Source organism: Pseudomonas koreensis (genome assembly GCF_024169245.1).
In the GTDB taxonomy this organism is placed as follows: domain Bacteria; phylum Pseudomonadota; class Gammaproteobacteria; order Pseudomonadales; family Pseudomonadaceae; genus Aquipseudomonas; species Aquipseudomonas koreensis_F.
The window spans coordinates 5,167,797-5,186,564 of sequence record NZ_JALJWP010000001.1 but is presented as its reverse complement, the minus strand read 5'-3'; the positions used below and the strand labels follow the sequence as shown (position 1 = coordinate 5,186,564).

The window sequence follows — 18,768 nt, the reverse complement described above, 5'->3', positions numbered from 1 at the left end:
AGTTAAGCAGTCGGCGACTGACACACCGCCATCGCGAGCAGGCTCGCTCCCACATTGAAATTGCAGGCGGTCCGGGATCATTTCCGTAGGAATCTGTCCGTTTCTCTGTGAGCCACGTCCTTTTCGCTCGCAGACTGGCAAAACAGGGAAACGTCTGACTTCACCCATTGCAGCGCGCCGCTGCACAGTCCCGTCTTTCAGTCAGACACAGGGACAAGTGGATGCGCATTGCTGGCAAGCCAGTTGTTTTCACCCTCGAGATAGAAGGCGTTTCCCACGATCTTCAAGTGTTCGGCTTTCGAACCCGGGAAATGCTCAACCAGGCCTACGAACTTGATATCGAGCTGGTCAGCGAGCGCCACGATCTGGATCTGGAAGGCTTGCTGCACCGGCCGGCCTTTCTCTGTTTCGGTGCCGACGGTGGCGGCATGCACGGGTTGGTCTATCGGGTCGGCCAGGGTGATTGCGGTGTTCGGCTGAGCCGTTACCAGATCACCCTGGCACCGCATCTTGCCTACCTCGCGCATCGGCGCAATCAGCGGATTTTCCAGAACCTGAGCGTGCCGCAGATCATCGCCAATGTGTTGGGCGATCACGGCATGCAGGCCGATGCCTGGCATTTTCAGCTCAGCACCGAGTACCCGGCGCGGGTGTATTGCGTGCAATACCAGGAATCCGATCTGCACTTCATCCAGAGGCTGTGCGAGGAGGAGGGCGTGCACTTTCACTTTCGCCACCGCCGTGAGGCGCACCTGTTGGTGTTCGGCGACGATCAGACGGCGTTTCTCAAACACGATGTGACGACCCGTTATCTGCAGGGCAATGGCCTGGTTGCCGACGCGCCGGTTATCGACCAGTTCACTGTGCGCCTTGAACCACGCTGCAACCTCGTCGAGCGCCGCGACTATCACTTCGAAAAGCCTGCGGTGCAGTTGGATGCCAAGGCCAGTGCAGCGCGGGTTCCGCTGCTGGAAGATTATGAGTTTCCCGGGCAGTTCACCCATCGCGAGCGAGGCAAACACCTCAGCCAGCGTGTGCTGGAGCGCCATGGTGCCGACTATCGTCTGGCTAACGGGCGTAGCAATCAGGCGCTGATGCGCGGCGGCAGTTTCATGACCATGGCCGATTACTCGCGCGCCGACTGCAACGATTTATGGTTGCTGACCGAGGTCGAGCACATCGGCAAACAGCCGCAAGTGCTCAAGGAAGCGTTCACCGAGCAGGCTGACGCAGATGGTTTCAGTCAGGGCTATCGCAACCATTTCGTCGCCACACCGTGGGACGTGGTGTTTCGCCCGCAGCTCAAGCATGTCAAACCGCGCGTCAGCGGCAGTCAGCTGGCGGTGGTGACCGGCCCGCCCGGCGAAGAAATCTACAGCGATGCCTACGGCCGCGTGAAAGTGCAAATGCTCTGGGATCGCGACGGCCAGCGCGATGAACAGTCAAGTTGCTGGCTGCGCGTGGCCACCGCCTGGGCACATGACCGCTACGGCAGCGTGCAGATTCCACGGGTCGGCATGGAAGTGTTGGTGGGGTTCACCGAGGGTGATCCGGACAAACCGCATTTGCTCGCCTGCCTGCCCAACGCCGAAACCCCGGTGCCGCTGGACCTGCCGGCGCAACAGACGCGCAGTATCTGGCGCAGCCAGAGCAGCCCCGGTGGCGGTGGTTACAACGAACTGCGCATCGAGGACCGGCAAGGCGCGGAAGAAATCTCCATCCGGGCGCAGCGCGACTTCGTTCAGCACGTGCTCAACGACTTGCGTGTGCAGGTCGACAACCTGCACAGCCAGGTGATTGGCGGCGTCTCCAGCCTTGAGTTGCGCGATGAAGAACATCACCTGACCCACGGCAATCGCCTGACTGAACTCAAGCAGGACGATCATCTGTGGGTGCAGGGCGAACAGCATGTACGGGTCTCCAGCCAACGCGTCAGTGCCGCGCAGCAGCTGCATTTCGGCGCGGGCGAGCAGGTGGTTTTCAACAGCGGCATGCAAATAACCCTGGCGGCCGGCGGACACTGGCTGACGGTGGGGGCGGCGGGGATCTTCAGCAGTACGCCGATTGTGCAGGGCGGGGTGCCAGCGGTGTCTCTGCCAGCCGAACCGTTGCTGCCGGGCGCCACGCCGCTGCTCAAAGCGACATTCGATGCGGTGCAGCAACGTCATGCGCTACTGACCACGCGGACCTCGCGTTGCCTGATCTGCGAGGCGGCTCAGGCATGAGCCTTCTGACGGATTGGCCTGAAGGTTTGCCGTGGGCTGAGCAGCAGGCGTTTGTGCTGCTCGACGGTGCGACGATCGCGGATTTGCCAGCGCAACTGCGAAGGCTCGATCCCGCCGCCAACGCTTTTGCGCTGTTCGACCAGCCACCGTTTTCGGCCCTGCGCGACATCTCGCCGCTGCTGGTGGCGCTCGCTGACGCTGACGATCCGGTGGCGCGGTTTTATCTGCAGCATGCCCAACAGGAGTGGGGCGTGCTGTTGTTCAGCGCCGCGCCGGCGCATGAAATCGTCGAGCACTTGCGCCAGCTGCTGATCGTCGAGCTGCCGGTCGGCTCGCCGGTGTTGTTGCGGCTGGCGGATGCCGCCGTGACGCAGGCGCTGTTTGCCAGCGGCGATGCGAGTCTGTTCGGGCCGCTGGGGTGTGTGGTCACGGCGGATGGTGCGGGGGGAGTCTGGCACTGTCAGCGACCTCAGCACGGGCAGGTTGGGGCGTTGGTGGCGCCGTATCGGTTGAGTGCCGAGCAGGATGCCGCGCTGGATCGGGTGGATCGGCGGCGGGTGTTGCTCGACATCGATACGCACCTGCTCAAGCACTTTCCTGATTTTCATGCCGGGGACACGGCAGTTGAACGCTGGCAACTGCTGGAACGCATCCACGCCCATGCCAGCGAGCTTGCCTTGAGCAGCCCGTCCGAGATTCTGCTGTACGCCAACGTGGTGGCATGGCTGGACGATGCAGCGTGCAATCGGCATCCGCAGATCCATCAGCTGATGCACACACCTTCGCTGCAATCCCCCGGCGAGCGCGTTGCGATTGCCGCTGCAATGGCCTTCCGATGGGTCTCTGAGAGAAATCAATCATGAATCACCCCGCCAACCTCGATGCGTTAGCCGCGTCGAAAGCGCCCATTGGTGCGCCAGCCGCCTGCCCCTTGCGCAACACCCACGTGCAACTGCTGCCCCTCGCTTACGGCCTGGTGGAAAAACCCCTCGACCCCAGCACCGAACTCACGCTGCCGTACACCCTGACCACGCGACCCATGGGCATCCGCCGCCTGCGCGATGGCTGGCTGTACATCGTCGACAACCTCAGCGGCGAGCTCTACGAATATCGCGTGCTGGACGGCGTCATCAGCGCATTGCTGCATCGCGGCAAAAGCGTCAGCGAGGATCAGCGCAGCGCCATTGAAGAACGTCCGGCGTTGATCTTTTCGCGCAAAAGCACCCTCTACGTGACCTTCGCCGACGTGCAGTTGAGCGCGGCGAAATGCCGACAGGTGCTGGACAGCGCGGAGGAGCGCGAGCACTTCATGCAGGCGGTCGATCTTGGCCCCGTGCATTGTCTGATCGGCGGCGAGCATCTGCTCACCGTGGCCCAGGCCAAACAGTGGCTGGCGGAAGTGGCCTGCACAGCGAAACCGCTGGCCGAGGCGGACGCCACGCGGATGCCGGTGGTGCAGGTCAGCGACGCGCCGGAGCACGAGCGTGAACCCTATCTGTGGGAAAACCCGCGACGTTTTCGCGAGGCGCATATCGGCGAATTTCTTGGTCGGGTGCGCGGACCTTATCAGGACGACACGCTGTTTCTGTTGATCAACGACGACCTTGGGGTAATGCGCGACCTGGCCGGTTATCAGGACCTGGTGGTCGGCTGGATCGAGCAGTGGAGCAACACCGATAACAACGAGCGCGACTATCTGCTGGCCAGCTACATCGAGTCGCTGAGCCAGCTCGGCGCTCAGGATTTCGACACCCTGGCCAAGGCCAGCGACGATCCGCGCGCCCAGGCATTGTTCGCTGAACTGGAGCAATTGCCCGAGCCGGATCGGGAAAACACCCGGCAGGCGCTGCTCGAGTATTTGAACAAGGGTGGTGAGGTCGAGCCAGTTGCAGTCGAAGCCACGCCTGAGTTGCAACAGCTTCGCGAAAAGGCACTCGATCAGTCGCTGACGCTGAACCGTTTCGACGGCGTCGCCCCGGATTTCACCGCACATGCTCGCGTCACGGCCGAGGCGGATCGGCGCTTTTACACCCGTGAATATTTTGTTGAAGTCGCCCCGGCCGACTTCGTCGAGCGTCACCTGAGCACACTGGTCGAGCTCGGCAAGGATCAGAGCCGGCGCATGAAAGACGTGCTCGACGGCCCGCTGCTCAGCGGCAAGCGCGGCATCAACGACCTGATCGACCGCCCGGCCATGGACGAGGTGCTGAACAATCATCGCGACAACCTCGGACGCTGGAATCGCCTGCTCGAACGCATCACCGCCGATCGCGCGCAACTGCTGTGCGCCGGGCGTTTCCATCGCTCGGCGTGGTATTTCGACGGGCAACTGCCGGCGCAGATCGATCAGGCCTTCGCCAGCGAATACGCCTGCCTGAAGGACATCGGTCGCAGCGACACGGCCAACGAACAAATGCTCGGTTACCTCGAGCAACATCCGCAACTGACCCGCCCGTTGTTTTACACCTTGCCGCTGCGCCTGCAGACCGAGCACGCCGGGCAATATTCAACGCTGTTCAACGCCGGCATGGCGATGTTCAACAACCTGCCGGACTGGCTGGCCAAATTGCAGAGCATCGAGCAGCCGCAGCTGCCGGCCCTCGACGATCTGCCCGCACACAGCCGCGTCCTCGCCGATGCGGTGCAAGACACCTACAGCCCGGCGCTGAACCTCGGCCTGAACCGGGCGCTGGAAGGCTTCGACCTCGCCGGCGAGAAAATCCCCGACCTCGACGAGCTGTTCCAGCGCTTGCCCAAAGCCCTGCGCCTGCGCGTATTCGACGCCGCGCGAACCAGCGGCGTGACCTTCACCGTGTCCACCCCGGCGGAACAAGCGGCGCTGCAAGCCACGATCAAGGAAGTGCTGCGCGAACGCGACTACCTGAAAACCCTCAACCGCGAACGCAACCAGCTCACCCACAACAAAAATCGCCAGGGCCACAAAACCGCCCGGGCGGTGGAATTGCAGCAGGAAATCGTCCGCGTGCGTACGCAACTGGCCTTGTTCGAAGGAAGGCTGGCGGCGGCGTTGAGCCCGATTGATGAGTTGCCTGATCGCTCGGCACGGCTGTATGGCGCCACCCCGGCGAAAGCGGGCGTGACGGTGGTGTTTCCGCCGGCGCAGCAAGGGGAATTGCGTGGGTTGCTGGAAAATATTCGTGCAGGGGTGGCGGGGGTTTCGAAGGCGAGTCTGGTGCGGACGGAGGGGATGGGATTGTTGGTGGTGTTGGTGCAGGTGGTGAATTTGGTGGGGGTTTATCGGGAGCTGCGCAGGCAGGCTGTAAATGAAAGAGTGTGGACCTCGTTGATGAATTCAGTCGTTGCAACGGGAGCGGCGGGATTTAGTGCCGCACAAAGTCTTGCTGATACGGCGTTAAAAGTTCGCTGCGCTTCTCTAGTGGCAAGCGTTCAGCTCCATGCGTTGCAGACCGTGCACGTGCAGATGGGGAAATTGCATGTGGGATTGGGTTTTTTTACATATTTGTCAGGGTTGGCTTCTTCTACGAACAGTTTTGTCACGCAGCGCAAAAACTGGGAACAGGCGGTTCGCAGTGGAAATCATTCGGCGCAAAGCGCAGCTGCATTGGCGACGATGGGAGCTGGTGGCATGACATCAGCTAGTGGCTATGGTTTGACCAACACTGTCCACTCCACATTCAAGGTATTGAAGGCGTCAAGTAATGCCGCTCGAAGAGCTGCTTGGGCCGCTGCTGGCACACGTTTATCCACCGTCTTTTTCCGCTTCAATCTCGCTGGAGCACTTTTTACTGTTCTAGAGCTGGGGGGCAGCTGGCTGTACAGCCGCTACAACATCAGTGCTCACGATAAATGGTTGAAAATCACACCGTGGAGTAGGGATAGCGAGATGCGTGGCGACCACTCACTTGATGACTATCAAAGTTATCTGGCTTTTTTAATTCACGCACCTTACGCGCAGCTTGGCCCAAATCTGTACGACTCTTGGCTGAAGGATCTGTTATTCAAAGCCAAACCCAGCGATATTCACTTAGCATTGCCGACCCTAACGCTGAATGATCTGCTGTCTCCGTTTGGCGGGAACCCAACCTCCCGTTTAGGTATCGGCGCGCACCGCATTTCAATTCCGCTGCACAGTCGAGGAGCACCACGAGAGCAGCGAGATGTCATTAGTGACGAGATTTTAAGCAGCCTGCGCATCGTGAAGTCCAGCCCAGAAGGACTGATACTTTGTCTCCAGTATCCAGCGGGCCTCGGGTCGGAATTTGTTCCCGCGAAAGAAACGCTGGAATTGGCTGTGTGCGTTCAGACATTGAATGAAAAAGGTGAATGGGCATCTCGAACTCGCGTCATTCACCTAGATCCGCGTGGTGAGGGTCATTTTGGGGTTGTTACTCCCCAACAGGCCAAAGAAAAACCTCCAGTTTTGCTGGTTGACGCTCAACTGTTAGAAAGAGCTGACCATGCTGAATAATCACGATGATCCATTAGCAACTCACCCGCTTCGACAGCCTAGAAAGACCGGTGACACTGAGGCGTTTCCGAGCGGAAAAATTACCTATCTCGCGCCCTTGCCATTACCAACATCAATGCCAGCTTACGGTCCGCATAACGGTGAACTGAATGACGTTTATATGGATTTCGGTTTAGGGACACTGGAGGTTTTTTCTTGGCAAGTCATTTTAGGCGGACCATTCAGCGGCACATTAATGATCGCCTTTCTATATCCACTGATGGGAGGGTTTATAGGACTTCTGTTCGGTGATAGCTGGGAGTTCATTAAAGAAGTCATTGAAGGTATTTTTTTTGCCATTTACAAATTGGCGTTCTCAACGGGTTTGATTGCCTTGTTTATTGGCCTAGGCGTCTGGCACCACGTCCACAAAAAACGTCTATCCCTAATTCCAACCCGCTTCAACCGCCAACGCCGCGAAGTCTGCTTCATGCCCGAAGGCGCCACCGAACCAGTCTTCGTCCCATGGGAATCGCTGTCCGCCTGGATCATCGAAGCCAAAGGCGCCACCCAGTTTGGCATCCACCGCCAATACGGCATGGGCATCGGTTTCTACCAAGGTGAAAATCTCATAAGCCAGGAATTCCAATGCGCCGGCCTGGAGCTTGCGATCAGTCATTGGGAAGCGATTCGCGGTTACATGGAGTACGAAGTCAACGACCTCAAATCGATTCAGGCCTTGCAGGATCTGCAAGGCCCGGACGACCCACCCCACGAAGGCCTGCACACTTTTCGTAACGCCCGCGCGCGGATGCATCAGCAGATCCGTGAAGGCCGCCGCTCGCGGCTGTCGGGATTTTTTTGGTACCTGTATCACGTCATGACTTTATGGACGATTCCAAACCGTTTGGTCGAATGGGAAGTGCGCCGACTCGAAACAATCGGCAAACAGGCGCTGCCGGAAGTCATGCGCGAATGGTCCGAGCCATTGCCAAAAGAGCAATGGGCCAAGCCCAGCGAAGAGCTGTTGCGGCTGAGTGAACAGGTGCGGCGGATGAACAAGCGCCAGCCGCATCGGCCGATTACGCAGATTTTCGCTGAGGTTTGCAGGCGGGCTGTGGACTGATGCAGAGCAGTTTTTTGACCAGAGGGAGGAAGGTTTTTTGCCTGTTTGAGCGCCTTCGCGAGCAGGCTCGCTCCCACAGGGGACCGCGTTGGATGCGGATGTTTCGGTTGAACTTGGCCGAGGTGGGAGACCCTCGGGCCGGCCATTCTTCGGTTGTTGCTACCGGGTCGGTCGAGGAAAACCCTCCGGTTTTGCTGGTAGAAACTCAATACCTCGAATGGGCTGACCATGCTGAATGATCACGATGAGCCTCTTGTTGATGCTCAATGTAAGGTGATTAGACGACCGGGCGATGTAGAGCCTTTTCCAAGCGGAAAGATCACCTATCTCGCACCGTTGCCACTGCCCACACCGATGCCCCCTTATGGTCCACATATCGGTGAGCTCAATGATGTTTACATGGACTTCGGATTAGGCCAGCCGCAAGTTTTTATGTGGCAAATGACGTTGGGGGGGCCGGTCAGTTTAGCGGTTATGGTCATTTTCATATTCCCCTTGATTACGGGAATGCTGGGTGTCGTATTCGGCTATGGTCCAACACTCATTTGGGAATCAATAGTGGGTATATTCCAAGCAGGATATGAAAGCGCGTTACTGACCGAGCCTTTGATTCTACTGATCGGCCTGGGCGTCTGGCACCACTTCCATAAAAAACGCCTCTCCCTCATTCCAACCCGCTTCAACCGCCAACGCCGCGAAGTCTGCTTTATGCCCGAAGGGGCCACCGAACCAGTTTTCGTCCCGTGGGAATCGCTCAGCGCCTGGATTATCGAAGCCAAAGGCGCCACCCAATTCGGCATCCATCGCCAATACGGCATGGGCATCGGTTTTCGTCACGGCGAAACCCTCACCAGCCTCGAATTCCAATGTGCCGGCCTGGAGCTTGCGATCAGCCACTGGGAAGCGATTCGCGGTTACATGGAGTACGAGGTCAACGACCTCAAATCGATTCAGGACCTGCAAGACCTTCAAGGCCCGGACGACCCGCCCCACGAAGGCCTGCACACTTTCCGTAACGCCCGGGCGCGGATGCATCAGCAGATACGTGAAGGCCGCCGCTCGCGGCTGTCGGGGTTCTTTTGGTACCTGTATCACGTCATGACTTTATGGACGATTCCCAACCGTCTGGTCGAATGGGAAGTGCGCCGACTCGAAACAATCGGCAAGCAGGCGCTGCCGGAAGTCATGCGCGAATGGTCCGAGCCATTGCCGAAAGAGCAATGGGCCAAGCCCAGTGAAGAGCTGTTGTGGCTGAGCGAACAAGTGCGGCGGATGCACAAGCGCCAGCCGCATCGGCCGATTACGCAGATTTTCGCTGAGGTTTGCAGACGGGGTTGACGGGGCGGTGCGGGCAGGGTCGATTGCCTTCGCGAGCGGGCTCGCTCTCACAGGAGACCACGGTACAAATGTGGGAGCGAGCCTGCTCGCGAAAGGGCCGCTCGATCAGCACTGAAATCTGCGCTCTCGCGCTCTGCTAGAATCCGCCCCATTCATTGCCAGAGACTCTCCCATGAGCGAGCCGATTCGTCTGACCCAATACAGCCATGGCGCCGGTTGTGGCTGCAAGATTTCCCCGCAGGTGCTGGAAGTGATCCTCGCCGGCAGCGGCGCACAGAACCTCGATCCAAAACTCTGGGTCGGCAACGCGTCGCGCGATGACGCGGCGGTGTATGAGATTGATGCCGAGCGCGGTGTGGTCTCGACCACCGATTTCTTCATGCCGATCGTCGATGATCCGTTCGACTTCGGCCGCATTGCCGCGACCAACGCGATCAGCGACATCTACGCGATGGGTGGCGATCCGTTGATGGCGATTGCGATCCTCGGCTGGCCGGTGAACGTGCTGGCGCCGGAAGTGGCGCGCGAGGTGATTCGTGGCGGTCGCTCGGTGTGCGACGCGGCGGGCATTCCGTTGGCGGGCGGGCATTCGATCGATGCGCCGGAGCCGATCTTCGGCCTCGCCGTCACCGGTCTGGTGGAAAAACGCCACATGAAACGCAACGACACCGCTACCGCCGGTTGCCTGTTGTACCTGACCAAACCGCTGGGCATCGGCATCCTCACCACTGCCGAAAAGAAGGGCAAATTGCGCGTTGCCGACGTCGGTGTCGCCCGTGACTGGATGTGCACTCTGAACAAGCCCGGCAGCCGTTTCGGCAAACTCGCCGGCGTCACCGCGATGACCGACGTCACCGGTTTCGGCCTGCTCGGGCATCTGGTGGAAATGGCCGATGGCAGCCAGTTGACCGCGCGCATCGCCTACGACCGCGTGCCGCGTCTGGACAGCGTCGAGTACTACCTCGATCAGGGCTGTGTGCCGGGCGGTACGCTGCGCAATTTCGACAGCTATTCGAGCAAGGTCGGCCGCGTACAGGAGCTGCACAAGCGCGTGCTGTGCGACCCGCAAACCAGCGGCGGTCTGCTGATTGCGGTCACGCCTGAGGGCAATGACGAGTTCCTCGGCGTTGCTGCCGAGCTGGGCCTGAACCTTGAGCCGATCGGCGAACTGGTCGAGCGACAGACGAACGCAGTCGAGGTGATCTGATGCTCCGCGACTGCACCGACTACCGCGACATTTTCCTCAACGACCGGCCAATGATGGATGTCCGTGCGCCGATCGAATTCTCCCACGGCGCGTTCCCGGGTGTGATCAATCTGCCGCTGATGAATGACCGTGAGCGCGAACAGGTCGGCACCTGTTACAAACAGCACGGCCAGCAAGCGGCGATTGCATTGGGTGAGCGGCTGGTGTCGGCCGAGGTTCGGGAGGAGCGCATTCAGGGCTGGGTCGAATTTGCCCGTAACCATCCCGATGGCTATCTCTATTGTTTCCGCGGTGGCCTGCGTTCACAGCTCGTCCAGCAATGGATCAAGGACGAGGGCGGCATCGATTACCCGCGTGTGGGCGGTGGCTACAAGGCCATGCGCACATTCCTCCTGGAGACGGTTGATCAGGCTGTGGCCGAGTGCGATCTGGTTCTGCTCGGTGGCATGACCGGTACTGGCAAGACTGAAGTGCTGGTGCAGTTGCGCAATGGTCTGGATCTGGAAGGCCATGCCAATCATCGCGGTTCGAGTTTCGGCAAGCGCGCCACCGGGCAACCGAGCAACATCGATTTCGAAAATCGCCTGGCGGTCGATGTGCTGAAAAAACGCGCCGGCGGGATCAGGCAATTTGTCCTGGAAGACGAGAGTCGCGTGGTCGGTAGCTGTGCCTTGCCGTTGCCGCTGTACCGAGGCATGCAAGCGGCACCGCTGGTCTGGCTCGAAGACAGCCTCGACAATCGGGTCGAGCGAATCCTGCAGGATTATGTGATTGACCTGCACGCCGAGTTCGTCGCCGTGCATGGCGAGCAGGGCTTTGCGCTGTATGCCGAGCGCTTGATTTCCAGCCTGAACAATATTCAGCGGCGACTGGGTGGCGAGCGCTATCAGCGAATGTATTTGCAGATGGAGGCGGCACTGGCCGAACAGGCCCGTAGCGGTTCGGTCGAGCTGTTCCGTGAGTGGATCGCCGTATTGCTGCGCGAATATTACGACCCGATGTATGTGTTCCAGCGCGAAAAGAAGGGTGGGCGGATCGAGTTCGCCGGGGAGCGTGGGGCGGTGCTCGAGTATTTGCGCGAGCGGGTGAGCCAGAAGGCTTGAGGTGCAAGCAACTGGCCTCTTCGCGAGCAGGCTCGCTCCCACAGTTGAAATGCGTTCCCCTGTGGGAGCGAGCCTGCTCGCGAAGACGCAAGGTCAGGCACTACAAATCTCAGGTCGGGCAGGTTGCCTTGCCGTTATCCAGCCCCTGCTTGTAGCTATGGCTTTGCAAACTCGCTTTGCCGTTGTGCCACTTCAGGGTCAACACATACAGCGAATCGAAGTCGTTGCCCGCCCAGTCTTCGGTAATGTTCTGTTTTTTGCCGACCGCATTGCCGGCGACCTTGTTGATCAGCTCCGGCAGATAGCCATGGGACCAGGCGGTGTAGATCGTCGAGTTGTGATACTTCTCGTCCAGCAGCTCGCGGGCCAGATCGCTGGTGTCGTTGGCGGAGAACTCGATGTTCACCGGCAGGCCAAGCTTGATCGCGGCCGGGCTGATGGTCATCAGCGGGCGAATGTAGCTGTAGGAGTTGTCCAGTTCGCCTTCCTCAACGTTGCGCGTCGGGTTGGCGGCGAACACGTAATCGGCCTTGCCGAATTTTTCCGGCAGCAGCGTCGACAGATCGATGGCCCGGTTCAGGCCTTGGCAGTTGAGCTGGCCGAGGCCGCCCTCGGGTTTTTCCGCATGACGCAGGAACACCAGGGTCTGCGTGCCGTCCGCCGGTTGTGCGCGGCTTTCACTGGATTCGAGGGACAGAAAAAGCGCGCTGACTGCCAGCAGGGAGGGCAGGGCCACGTACGCGCGATGTTTGAAACGTTTGGCGAAACTCATCAGGTTCGTCATCAATTCGAAGATTCTTCAGCAAAATCGGTTAAGGCTGACAAACCTTGGCACCGCGGGCTCCCAGCACCGGGTGTTTCCCTGTCGTGAACAGCTTCCTCTGCGAGAAAGGCATAGCTCAGAGTCCTGTAATGCCCGTTTGGTTCGATCCGGGCCCGTGCGCAGCACTCTAACGGCAACCTTTGCGGGCATGCAGGCAGGTTAGCGACAGGATGTTACCGTTCGTGTAGGCGCCAACCCGGGCCTACATTATGATCGGCTCTCAATTTGTGACTGGATGCTTCCAATGACCGATCTGTCTGCATTCCCGATTACTCAGAAATGGCCGGCGCAGTACCCGGACTGGATTCAGCTCTACTCCCTGCCGACCCCCAACGGCGTCAAAGTGTCGATCATGCTCGAAGAGATCGGCCTGCCGTACGAGCCGCACCGCGTCGGTTTCGACACCAACGACCAGACTTCGGCGGAGTTTCTTTCGCTGAATCCGAACAACAAGATCCCGGCGATCCTCGACCCGCATGGCCCTGAAGATCAGCCGCTGGCGCTGTTCGAATCCGGCGCGATCCTGATTTATCTCGCCGACAAGAGCGGCCAGTTGCTCGCTCAGGAAGGCGCGCTGCGCTACGAGACCATTCAATGGCTGATGTGGCAGATGGGCGGCGTTGGCCCGATGTTCGGCCAGCTCGGCTTCTTCAACAAGTTCGCTGGCAAGGACTACGAAGACAAGCGTCCGCGTGACCGTTATGTCGAGGAGAGCAAACGCCTGTTGAACGTGCTCAACACCCGCCTCGAAGGCCGCGACTGGATCATGGGCGAGCGCTACACGATCGCCGATATCGCGACGTTCCCATGGGTGCGCAATCTGCTCGGCTTCTATGAGGCAGGGGACCTGGTCGGGATTGAGAATTTCCCCAACGTCACGCGAGTGCTGGAGCGGTTTCTAGCTCGCCCGGCGGTCATCCGCGGCCTGACTATTCCTTCCTGACTCACCGCGTTCCCCCTGTAGGAGCTGCCGAAGGCTGCGATCTTTTGACTTTGATCCTAAAAAACAAGATCAAGAGATCGCAGCCTTCGGCAGCTCCTACAGGGATTGTTGCACCTGCGGTAACGCTCTCTTGGCCGATCCAGGTTTGTCCCGCACCCGCCGCAAGGCATAAGCTGCGCCCCCTACGACTTTCGTCTCATCCGCTGTTTTCAGGAAAGGCCCTATGTCCAGTCAGTTCCCCGAAGCACGTCCCCGCCGTCTGCGCCGCAATGCGAGCCTGCGCAGTCTGTTCCAGGAAACCGAATTCAGCCTGAACGATCTGGTCCTGCCGATCTTCGTCGAGGAAGAGATCGACGACTTCGTGCCGATCACCAGCATGCCCGGCGTGCAGCGCATCCCCGAGCGCAAACTGGCCAGTGAAATCGAGCGCTATGCCCGCGCCGGCATCAAGTCGGTGATGACCTTTGGCGTGTCCCATCATCTCGACGCCAACGGCAGCGACACCTGGCGCGAAGACGGTCTGGTCTCGCGCATGTCGCGCATCGCCAAGGACGCCGTGCCGGAAATGATCGTGATGTCCGACACCTGCTTTTGCGAGTACACCGACCACGGCCATTGCGGCGTGATGCACAACCACGAAGTCGACAACGACCAGACGCTGATCAATCTCGGCAAGCAAGCCGTGGCCGCCGCCCGTGCCGGGGCTGACGTGATTGCGCCGTCGGCGGCGATGGATGGCCAGGTGCGCGCGATTCGCCAAGCGCTGGACGCGGCCGGTTTCACCCAGATTCCGATCATGGCCTACTCGACCAAATTCGCTTCGGCGCTGTACGGCCCGTTCCGCGAGGCCGGTGGCAGCGCGCTCAAGGGTGACCGCAAGAGCTATCAGATGAACCCGATGAATCGTCGCGAAGCCCTGCGCGAATCGCTGCTCGATGAGCAGGAAGGCGCCGATGCGCTGATGGTCAAACCGGCTGGCGCCTACCTCGATATCATCCGCGACATTCGTCAGGCCTCGAACCTGCCACTGGCGGCTTATCAGGTCAGCGGTGAATACGCGATGATCAAGTTCGGCGCCCAGGCCGGGGCGATCGATGAAGATCGCGTGGTCCGCGAAAGCCTCGGCGCGATCAAGCGTGCGGGGGCGGATCTGATCTTCACCTACTTTGCGATGGATCTGGCGCTCGCCGGGATCTAAGCCCAGCACAAATCCAGACTGTAGGAGTGAGCCTGCTCGCGATAGCGGTGTGTCAGACATGAATTTTCTCGACTGACACAACGCTATCGCGAGCAGGCTCACTCCTACAGGGAGTTGTGGTGTGTCAGTTGAAGAACGGGCGGATGCCGTGATCGCGGAAGTAGCGTTCGATCACTTTTGGATCGGCACTGTTTTCGGCAATCGCCACATAGGTATCCGGCCGCAGCAGGTAAAAGCCGTTTCGGCCCAACCCGGCTGTTTCAAACGCCGGGCGCCAGTCGAAGACGTGCAGAGGCAAGTGATGTTCGGCGCACCAGGCGATCATCTCGTCGCTGGTGTCGCCGTAGACATGCACCTGCCAGCACGGTTGCCGTAGCGGCCCGAAATTATCTCCTTCGCCATCATGCGCCCACGGCAAGCGGTCGCCGCCGTGCACATGGCCGGCTTCGCCCTGACTCAGCGGCATGCCGCGATAGTTGAGGGTGACTTGCGACACCGTGCGAAACAGGAATTCGCGGCTTGCTTCGAACGCGGCCATTTTCGGAAGCAGAAACGGCGCCACCCGCATGCGTAGCAGGTCGGCCATGCGCCCCTCGGCGGTGACGAAGCTGAAGACCTTGTCGGTGGTCGAGACCAGTCGGCGGGCGAAGGCGATGCGCTCGGTTTCGTAGGTGTCGAGCAGTTTCGGTTCGGCACCACCGCTGAGCACGGCTGCGAGTTTCCAGGCCAGATTGATCGCATCGCCGATGCCGGTGTTCATGCCTTGGCCGCCGGCGGGGCTGTGTACGTGGGCGGCATCGCCGAGCAGAAATGCCCGGCCGTCACGGAAGTGTTCGGCCACGCGGTGATGCACGCGGTAGGTGGAGAACCAGTGCACGTCTTCGATATGCACTTTCAGGTGTTCGATGGCGCGGCTGCTGACGTCGGAAAATTGCAGGGTTTCGGCACGCTCGGCGCGTTCGTCACGCACCGTGCCGATCAGTCGCGCGCGGCCTTCGCCCGCCAGGGGGAACACCGCGAGAAAGTCCGCTTCGTCCAGATCCAGATGCAGCTCGCCATTGAGCGCCGGGCCGCTGGCCGTGACATCGGCGACGTAGAAGATCTGCTGATAGGTGCCGCCGGGGAAGTCAGTGTCGAGGGTCTTGCGCACCACCGAACGGGCGCCATCGCAACCAGCCAGATAGCAGGCCTGACAGACTTCCTGCTGGCCATCGGGCAGGCGCAGATGGGCGGTGATGGTGTCGCCGGTGTCCTCGAAGCTGTCGAGCGCGGTATTGCGCTCGACGCTGACGCCGTAGTCTTCGAGGCGCTCGAGCAGCAGCCGTTCGTGCTCGTCCTGCGGGAAAATCTCGACGAAGGCGTAGGGAGTGAGGCCTTCGCCGATGCGCTTGAGTGGCAACTGCGCGGCCGGTTTGCCGTTGACCCAGAAGTTCGCCGCTGCGACCTGATGGCCACGACGCACGATGGTGTCGGCCAGGTCGAGTTGGCGATATAGCTCGAGGGTGCGTGCCTGCACGGCCAGAGCGCGGGAAGTAGTGCCGGGCGCCGTAGTCTTGTCGATGATCCGCACGCGTACGCCGAGTTTGCTTAGCCACAGCGCCAGGACCAGACCGGTCGGGCCGGCGCCGATGATCAGCACGTCGCTGCGGTTCATGGGGCTGTCCTCCTTTGGCTGTGCAGCAAGTATGGATCAGCGGGAGAGGGTGGCCAGTGTGGTCGGCCGGACGGGACAGGGCGGCTGTTTTGTGCATACCTGGGAATGGACTGCACGGCTGCAACCCCTCACCCCAGCCCTCTCCCGAGGGAGAGGGAGCCGATCGGGGGCTTTTCAAGACCTGAGTTCGACTGGATATTTCAGGTCGGCGTAGTTCGAGAGAACATCTCGGTCAGTCCCCTCTACCTCTGGGAGAGGGTTAGGGTGAGGGGCTTTTGATCTTTTTAGTGCTTAGAAATCAATCGTCCCGGACAGCTTCGCCACCCGCGGTTCACCCTGGGTCAGGTACCCGCCCTGAGCCGATTCCCAGTACTTCTTGTTCGCCACGTTCTCAACGCCGAAACGCAGCGTTACATCCTTCTCCGAGACCTTGAACGCATAACGCGCACCCGCGTCGAAGCGGTTCCACGTTGGCAGGCTGAGGTTGTTCGCCGCGTCGGCGTATTGCCCGCCGGTGCGCAGCATTCGCGCATTCAGCGCGACGCCTTGCAGACCCGGCACGTCCCAATCCACGCCAGCGTTGAACTGGAAGGTCGGCACGCCGATGGCGTGGTTGCCATCGTTGGCACCGTTGAGGGTGTTTTTCAGTTCGGTGTCCATGAGCGTCAGGCCGCTGATCAGGCGCAGGCCTTCGAGCGGCTCGCCGAACACGTTCATTTCCACGCCTTTGTTGATCTGCTCGCCTTCACGTACGTAGGTGCAAGTGGTCGGACTGTTGATTTCGCAGTAGCCGTCGCTTGGCTGTTCGATGCGGTAAACGCCGAGGCTCGCACCGTAGGTGCCCATGTCGACTTTCACGCCGAGTTCGGTCTGCTTGGAGCGTTTTGGTGCGTAAACCTCGTTGCCGTTGGTCACGCGGAAACCGCCGGAGCTGGTCGGCGAGGTCGGTCCTTGCGCGAGGCCCTCGATGTGGTTGGCGTAGATCGACACATGCTCCCACGGCTTGAACACGATGCCGTAGACCGGCGTGGTGATCGATTCGTCGTAGCTCGAGGAACGCGGGCCGCTGCCGTAGCTGGCGTAGCTGTAACCCTGCACCACCAGTTGCTGACGACGCAGGCCAGCGGTGACCAGCAGGCGATCGTCGAAGAAACCTAGGGTGTCGGAAATCGCCACGCTGCGGTTGAAGGTTTTGCCGACGATGCCCGGATCGTTGAGATCGCCGCCAGCGAAGTTGCCGACCGGTGCCGGCGGGGTGATCGGGTGATAGATGTTGTTCGAGTAGCGCGTCAGGTCGAAGTCATAGGCACTGCGCTGCTCAGCCCAGATCCCGGTCAGGCCGAAATTCAGCTTGTGGCTGACCGGGCCGGTGTTGAATTTGCCGTTGAGGCCGGCCATGACGCTGGTGTTGTCCTCGTCATGGGGCACGAACGAGCCGGTGGTGAACGAGGCGCCGCTGTTGCCGACCAGCGTGGTCGAGTTGTAACGGCCGACTTCACGGGTGTGCTTGGCGCCACCGGCGGCGTAGGCGGTCCAGTTGTCGTTGAGGTCGTACTCGGCGCGGAGCATGCCGAAGGTGTCTTCGATATCGGTGTAGCCCCATTTCGGCGCGTAGTTGGTGTCTGCCGATGGCGCGTCCGGCAGGTGCGTGGCGGTGCCGAGGTTGACCGAGCTGCGGCCACCGTTGACACGTTCTTTCTGATAGGCAAAGTCGCCGGAAATCCGCAGCGCATCGCCGCGATAATCCAGACCAATGGCGAACAGTTTCGAACGCTGGTTTTCGTGATCGATGCCGGTGTCGCCTTCGCGCTGCGACAGGTTGACCCGGGCGCCGAAGCGGTTGTCTTCACCGAAGCGCTGGCCGATGTCGAAGTGGTGACCGATGCGGCCTTCGCTGTTGATGTCGGTGGTATAACGGCGCAGCGGTACGTCGCCAGCGCGCTTGGGTTGCAGGTTGACGCCGCCGCCGATGCCGGAACCGGTCGGGGTCACGCCGTTGATGAAAGCATTGGGGCCTTTGAATACTTCCACGCGTTCCAGTGCATCGGTGGAAATGATCTGCCGGGGCAACACGCCGTACAGGCCGTTATAGGAAATGTCGTCGCCATTGAGTGGCAGGCCGCGAATCATGAAGACCTGCGCCTGGTTGGAGAAGCCCGAGGCCTGGCGCACCGAGGAATCGTTGAGCAGCACATCGGCAACGTTTTCCGCCTGCTGATCCTGGATCAGTTGCTCGGTGTAGGACGCCGCGCTGAACGGCACGTCCATCATGTCCTGATTGCCGAGCACGCCCAACTGGCCACCGCGCGCAACCTGACCGCCAGCATAGACCGGGGGCAGGGCGTTGGGCGCAGGGGCCTGGGCATTGACGTTGACGTCGTCGAGCACCAGCGCTTTGCTGTTTTGTTCAGCAGCGTGAGCGGTGACGGTCAGGGAGCACAGCAGGGCAAGCAAAGTCGGGCGGAACGGAGCGCCGAGTCGAGCTGAAGCGGGCATGTCGGATACCTGGAGGCGAGCGGCCAATGAATAAAATAAGGGCGGCGCGGAACTCCTTGCGCTAATACGACTCCAGGCGCAAATGATAGGTTTTCGCAGTAACGTTATGCAATCAGTTTGTCTTCCGTCGTAGGAGCTGCCGCAGGCGGCGATCTTTTGATTTTTCTTTTAAAACAAAATCAAAAGATCGCCGCCTGCGGCAGCTCCTACACGGGTTGTGTATGGT

At 60.3% G+C, this 18,768-nt stretch carries 12 protein-coding genes; 9 read left to right on the top strand and 3 right to left on the bottom strand.

Going from position 1 to position 18,768, the window contains the following annotated elements; all coding sequences use genetic code 11:
- Positions 1-221: 221 nt before the first annotated feature.
- From tssI to mnmH, 7 genes are all read left to right on the top strand, one after another.
- Positions 222-2,225, top strand: coding sequence for a type VI secretion system tip protein TssI/VgrG (tssI, locus tag J2Y90_RS22935; RefSeq protein WP_253503621.1), 2,004 nt, complete (start codon positions 222-224; stop codon positions 2,223-2,225).
- Positions 2,222-3,088 (top strand): DUF4123 domain-containing protein, encoded by an 867-nt coding sequence (locus J2Y90_RS22930; protein ID WP_253503618.1) that lies wholly within the window; start codon positions 2,222-2,224, stop codon positions 3,086-3,088. The genes tssI and J2Y90_RS22930 overlap by 4 nt, the downstream gene beginning before the upstream one ends.
- Positions 3,085-6,675, top strand: a complete 3,591-nt coding sequence (locus J2Y90_RS22920; RefSeq protein WP_367399443.1) for a toxin VasX — start codon at positions 3,085-3,087, stop codon at positions 6,673-6,675. The genes J2Y90_RS22930 and J2Y90_RS22920 overlap by 4 nt, the downstream gene beginning before the upstream one ends.
- Positions 6,665-7,780 carry a SoxR reducing system RseC family protein gene (locus tag J2Y90_RS22915; RefSeq protein WP_253503611.1) on the top strand — a complete coding sequence of 372 codons (1,116 nt, stop codon included), beginning with the start codon at positions 6,665-6,667 and terminating at the stop codon, positions 7,778-7,780. Before J2Y90_RS22920 ends, J2Y90_RS22915 begins: the two co-directional genes overlap by 11 nt.
- Positions 7,781-8,008: 228 nt before the next feature.
- Entirely contained in the window at positions 8,009-9,118 is a 1,110-nt protein-coding gene (locus J2Y90_RS22910; RefSeq protein ID WP_253503609.1) for a hypothetical protein, read from the top strand.
- 172 nt (positions 9,119-9,290) lie between these two features.
- Entirely contained in the window at positions 9,291-10,325 is a 1,035-nt protein-coding gene (selD, locus tag J2Y90_RS22905; protein ID WP_253503606.1) for a selenide, water dikinase SelD, read from the top strand.
- A complete protein-coding gene (gene mnmH, locus J2Y90_RS22900) occupies positions 10,325-11,428 on the top strand; it encodes a tRNA 2-selenouridine(34) synthase MnmH (protein ID WP_253503603.1) in 1,104 nt (367 codons plus the stop codon). Before selD ends, mnmH begins: the two co-directional genes overlap by 1 nt.
- 109 nt (positions 11,429-11,537) lie before the next feature.
- Here the strand turns inward: mnmH and J2Y90_RS22895 are convergent, their stop codons facing one another.
- The gene (locus J2Y90_RS22895) at positions 11,538-12,212 is read right to left on the bottom strand and encodes a histidine phosphatase family protein (protein WP_253503600.1); all 675 of its coding nucleotides are present in this window, start codon (positions 12,210-12,212) and stop codon (positions 11,538-11,540) included.
- A gap of 283 nt (positions 12,213-12,495) precedes the next feature.
- Between J2Y90_RS22895 and J2Y90_RS22890 the strand changes: the two genes are divergently transcribed.
- Both J2Y90_RS22890 and hemB read left to right on the top strand, forming a co-directional pair.
- Positions 12,496-13,194, top strand: a complete 699-nt coding sequence (locus J2Y90_RS22890) for a glutathione binding-like protein (protein ID WP_253503597.1) — start codon at positions 12,496-12,498, stop codon at positions 13,192-13,194.
- Between the two features lie 223 nt (positions 13,195-13,417).
- Positions 13,418-14,392, top strand: a complete 975-nt coding sequence (hemB, locus tag J2Y90_RS22885) for a porphobilinogen synthase (RefSeq protein WP_042609118.1) — start codon at positions 13,418-13,420, stop codon at positions 14,390-14,392.
- 124 nt (positions 14,393-14,516) lie between these two features.
- Here hemB and J2Y90_RS22880 read toward each other — a convergent pair whose 3' ends face one another.
- Positions 14,517-16,046: an FAD-dependent oxidoreductase gene (locus tag J2Y90_RS22880; RefSeq protein WP_253503592.1), complete on the bottom strand. Its 1,530-nt coding sequence runs from the start codon at positions 16,044-16,046 to the stop codon at positions 14,517-14,519.
- A gap of 291 nt (positions 16,047-16,337) precedes the next feature.
- Positions 16,338-18,542, bottom strand: a complete 2,205-nt coding sequence (locus J2Y90_RS22875) for a TonB-dependent receptor (RefSeq protein ID WP_253503590.1) — start codon at positions 18,540-18,542, stop codon at positions 16,338-16,340.
- Positions 18,543-18,768: the final 226 nt, after the last annotated feature.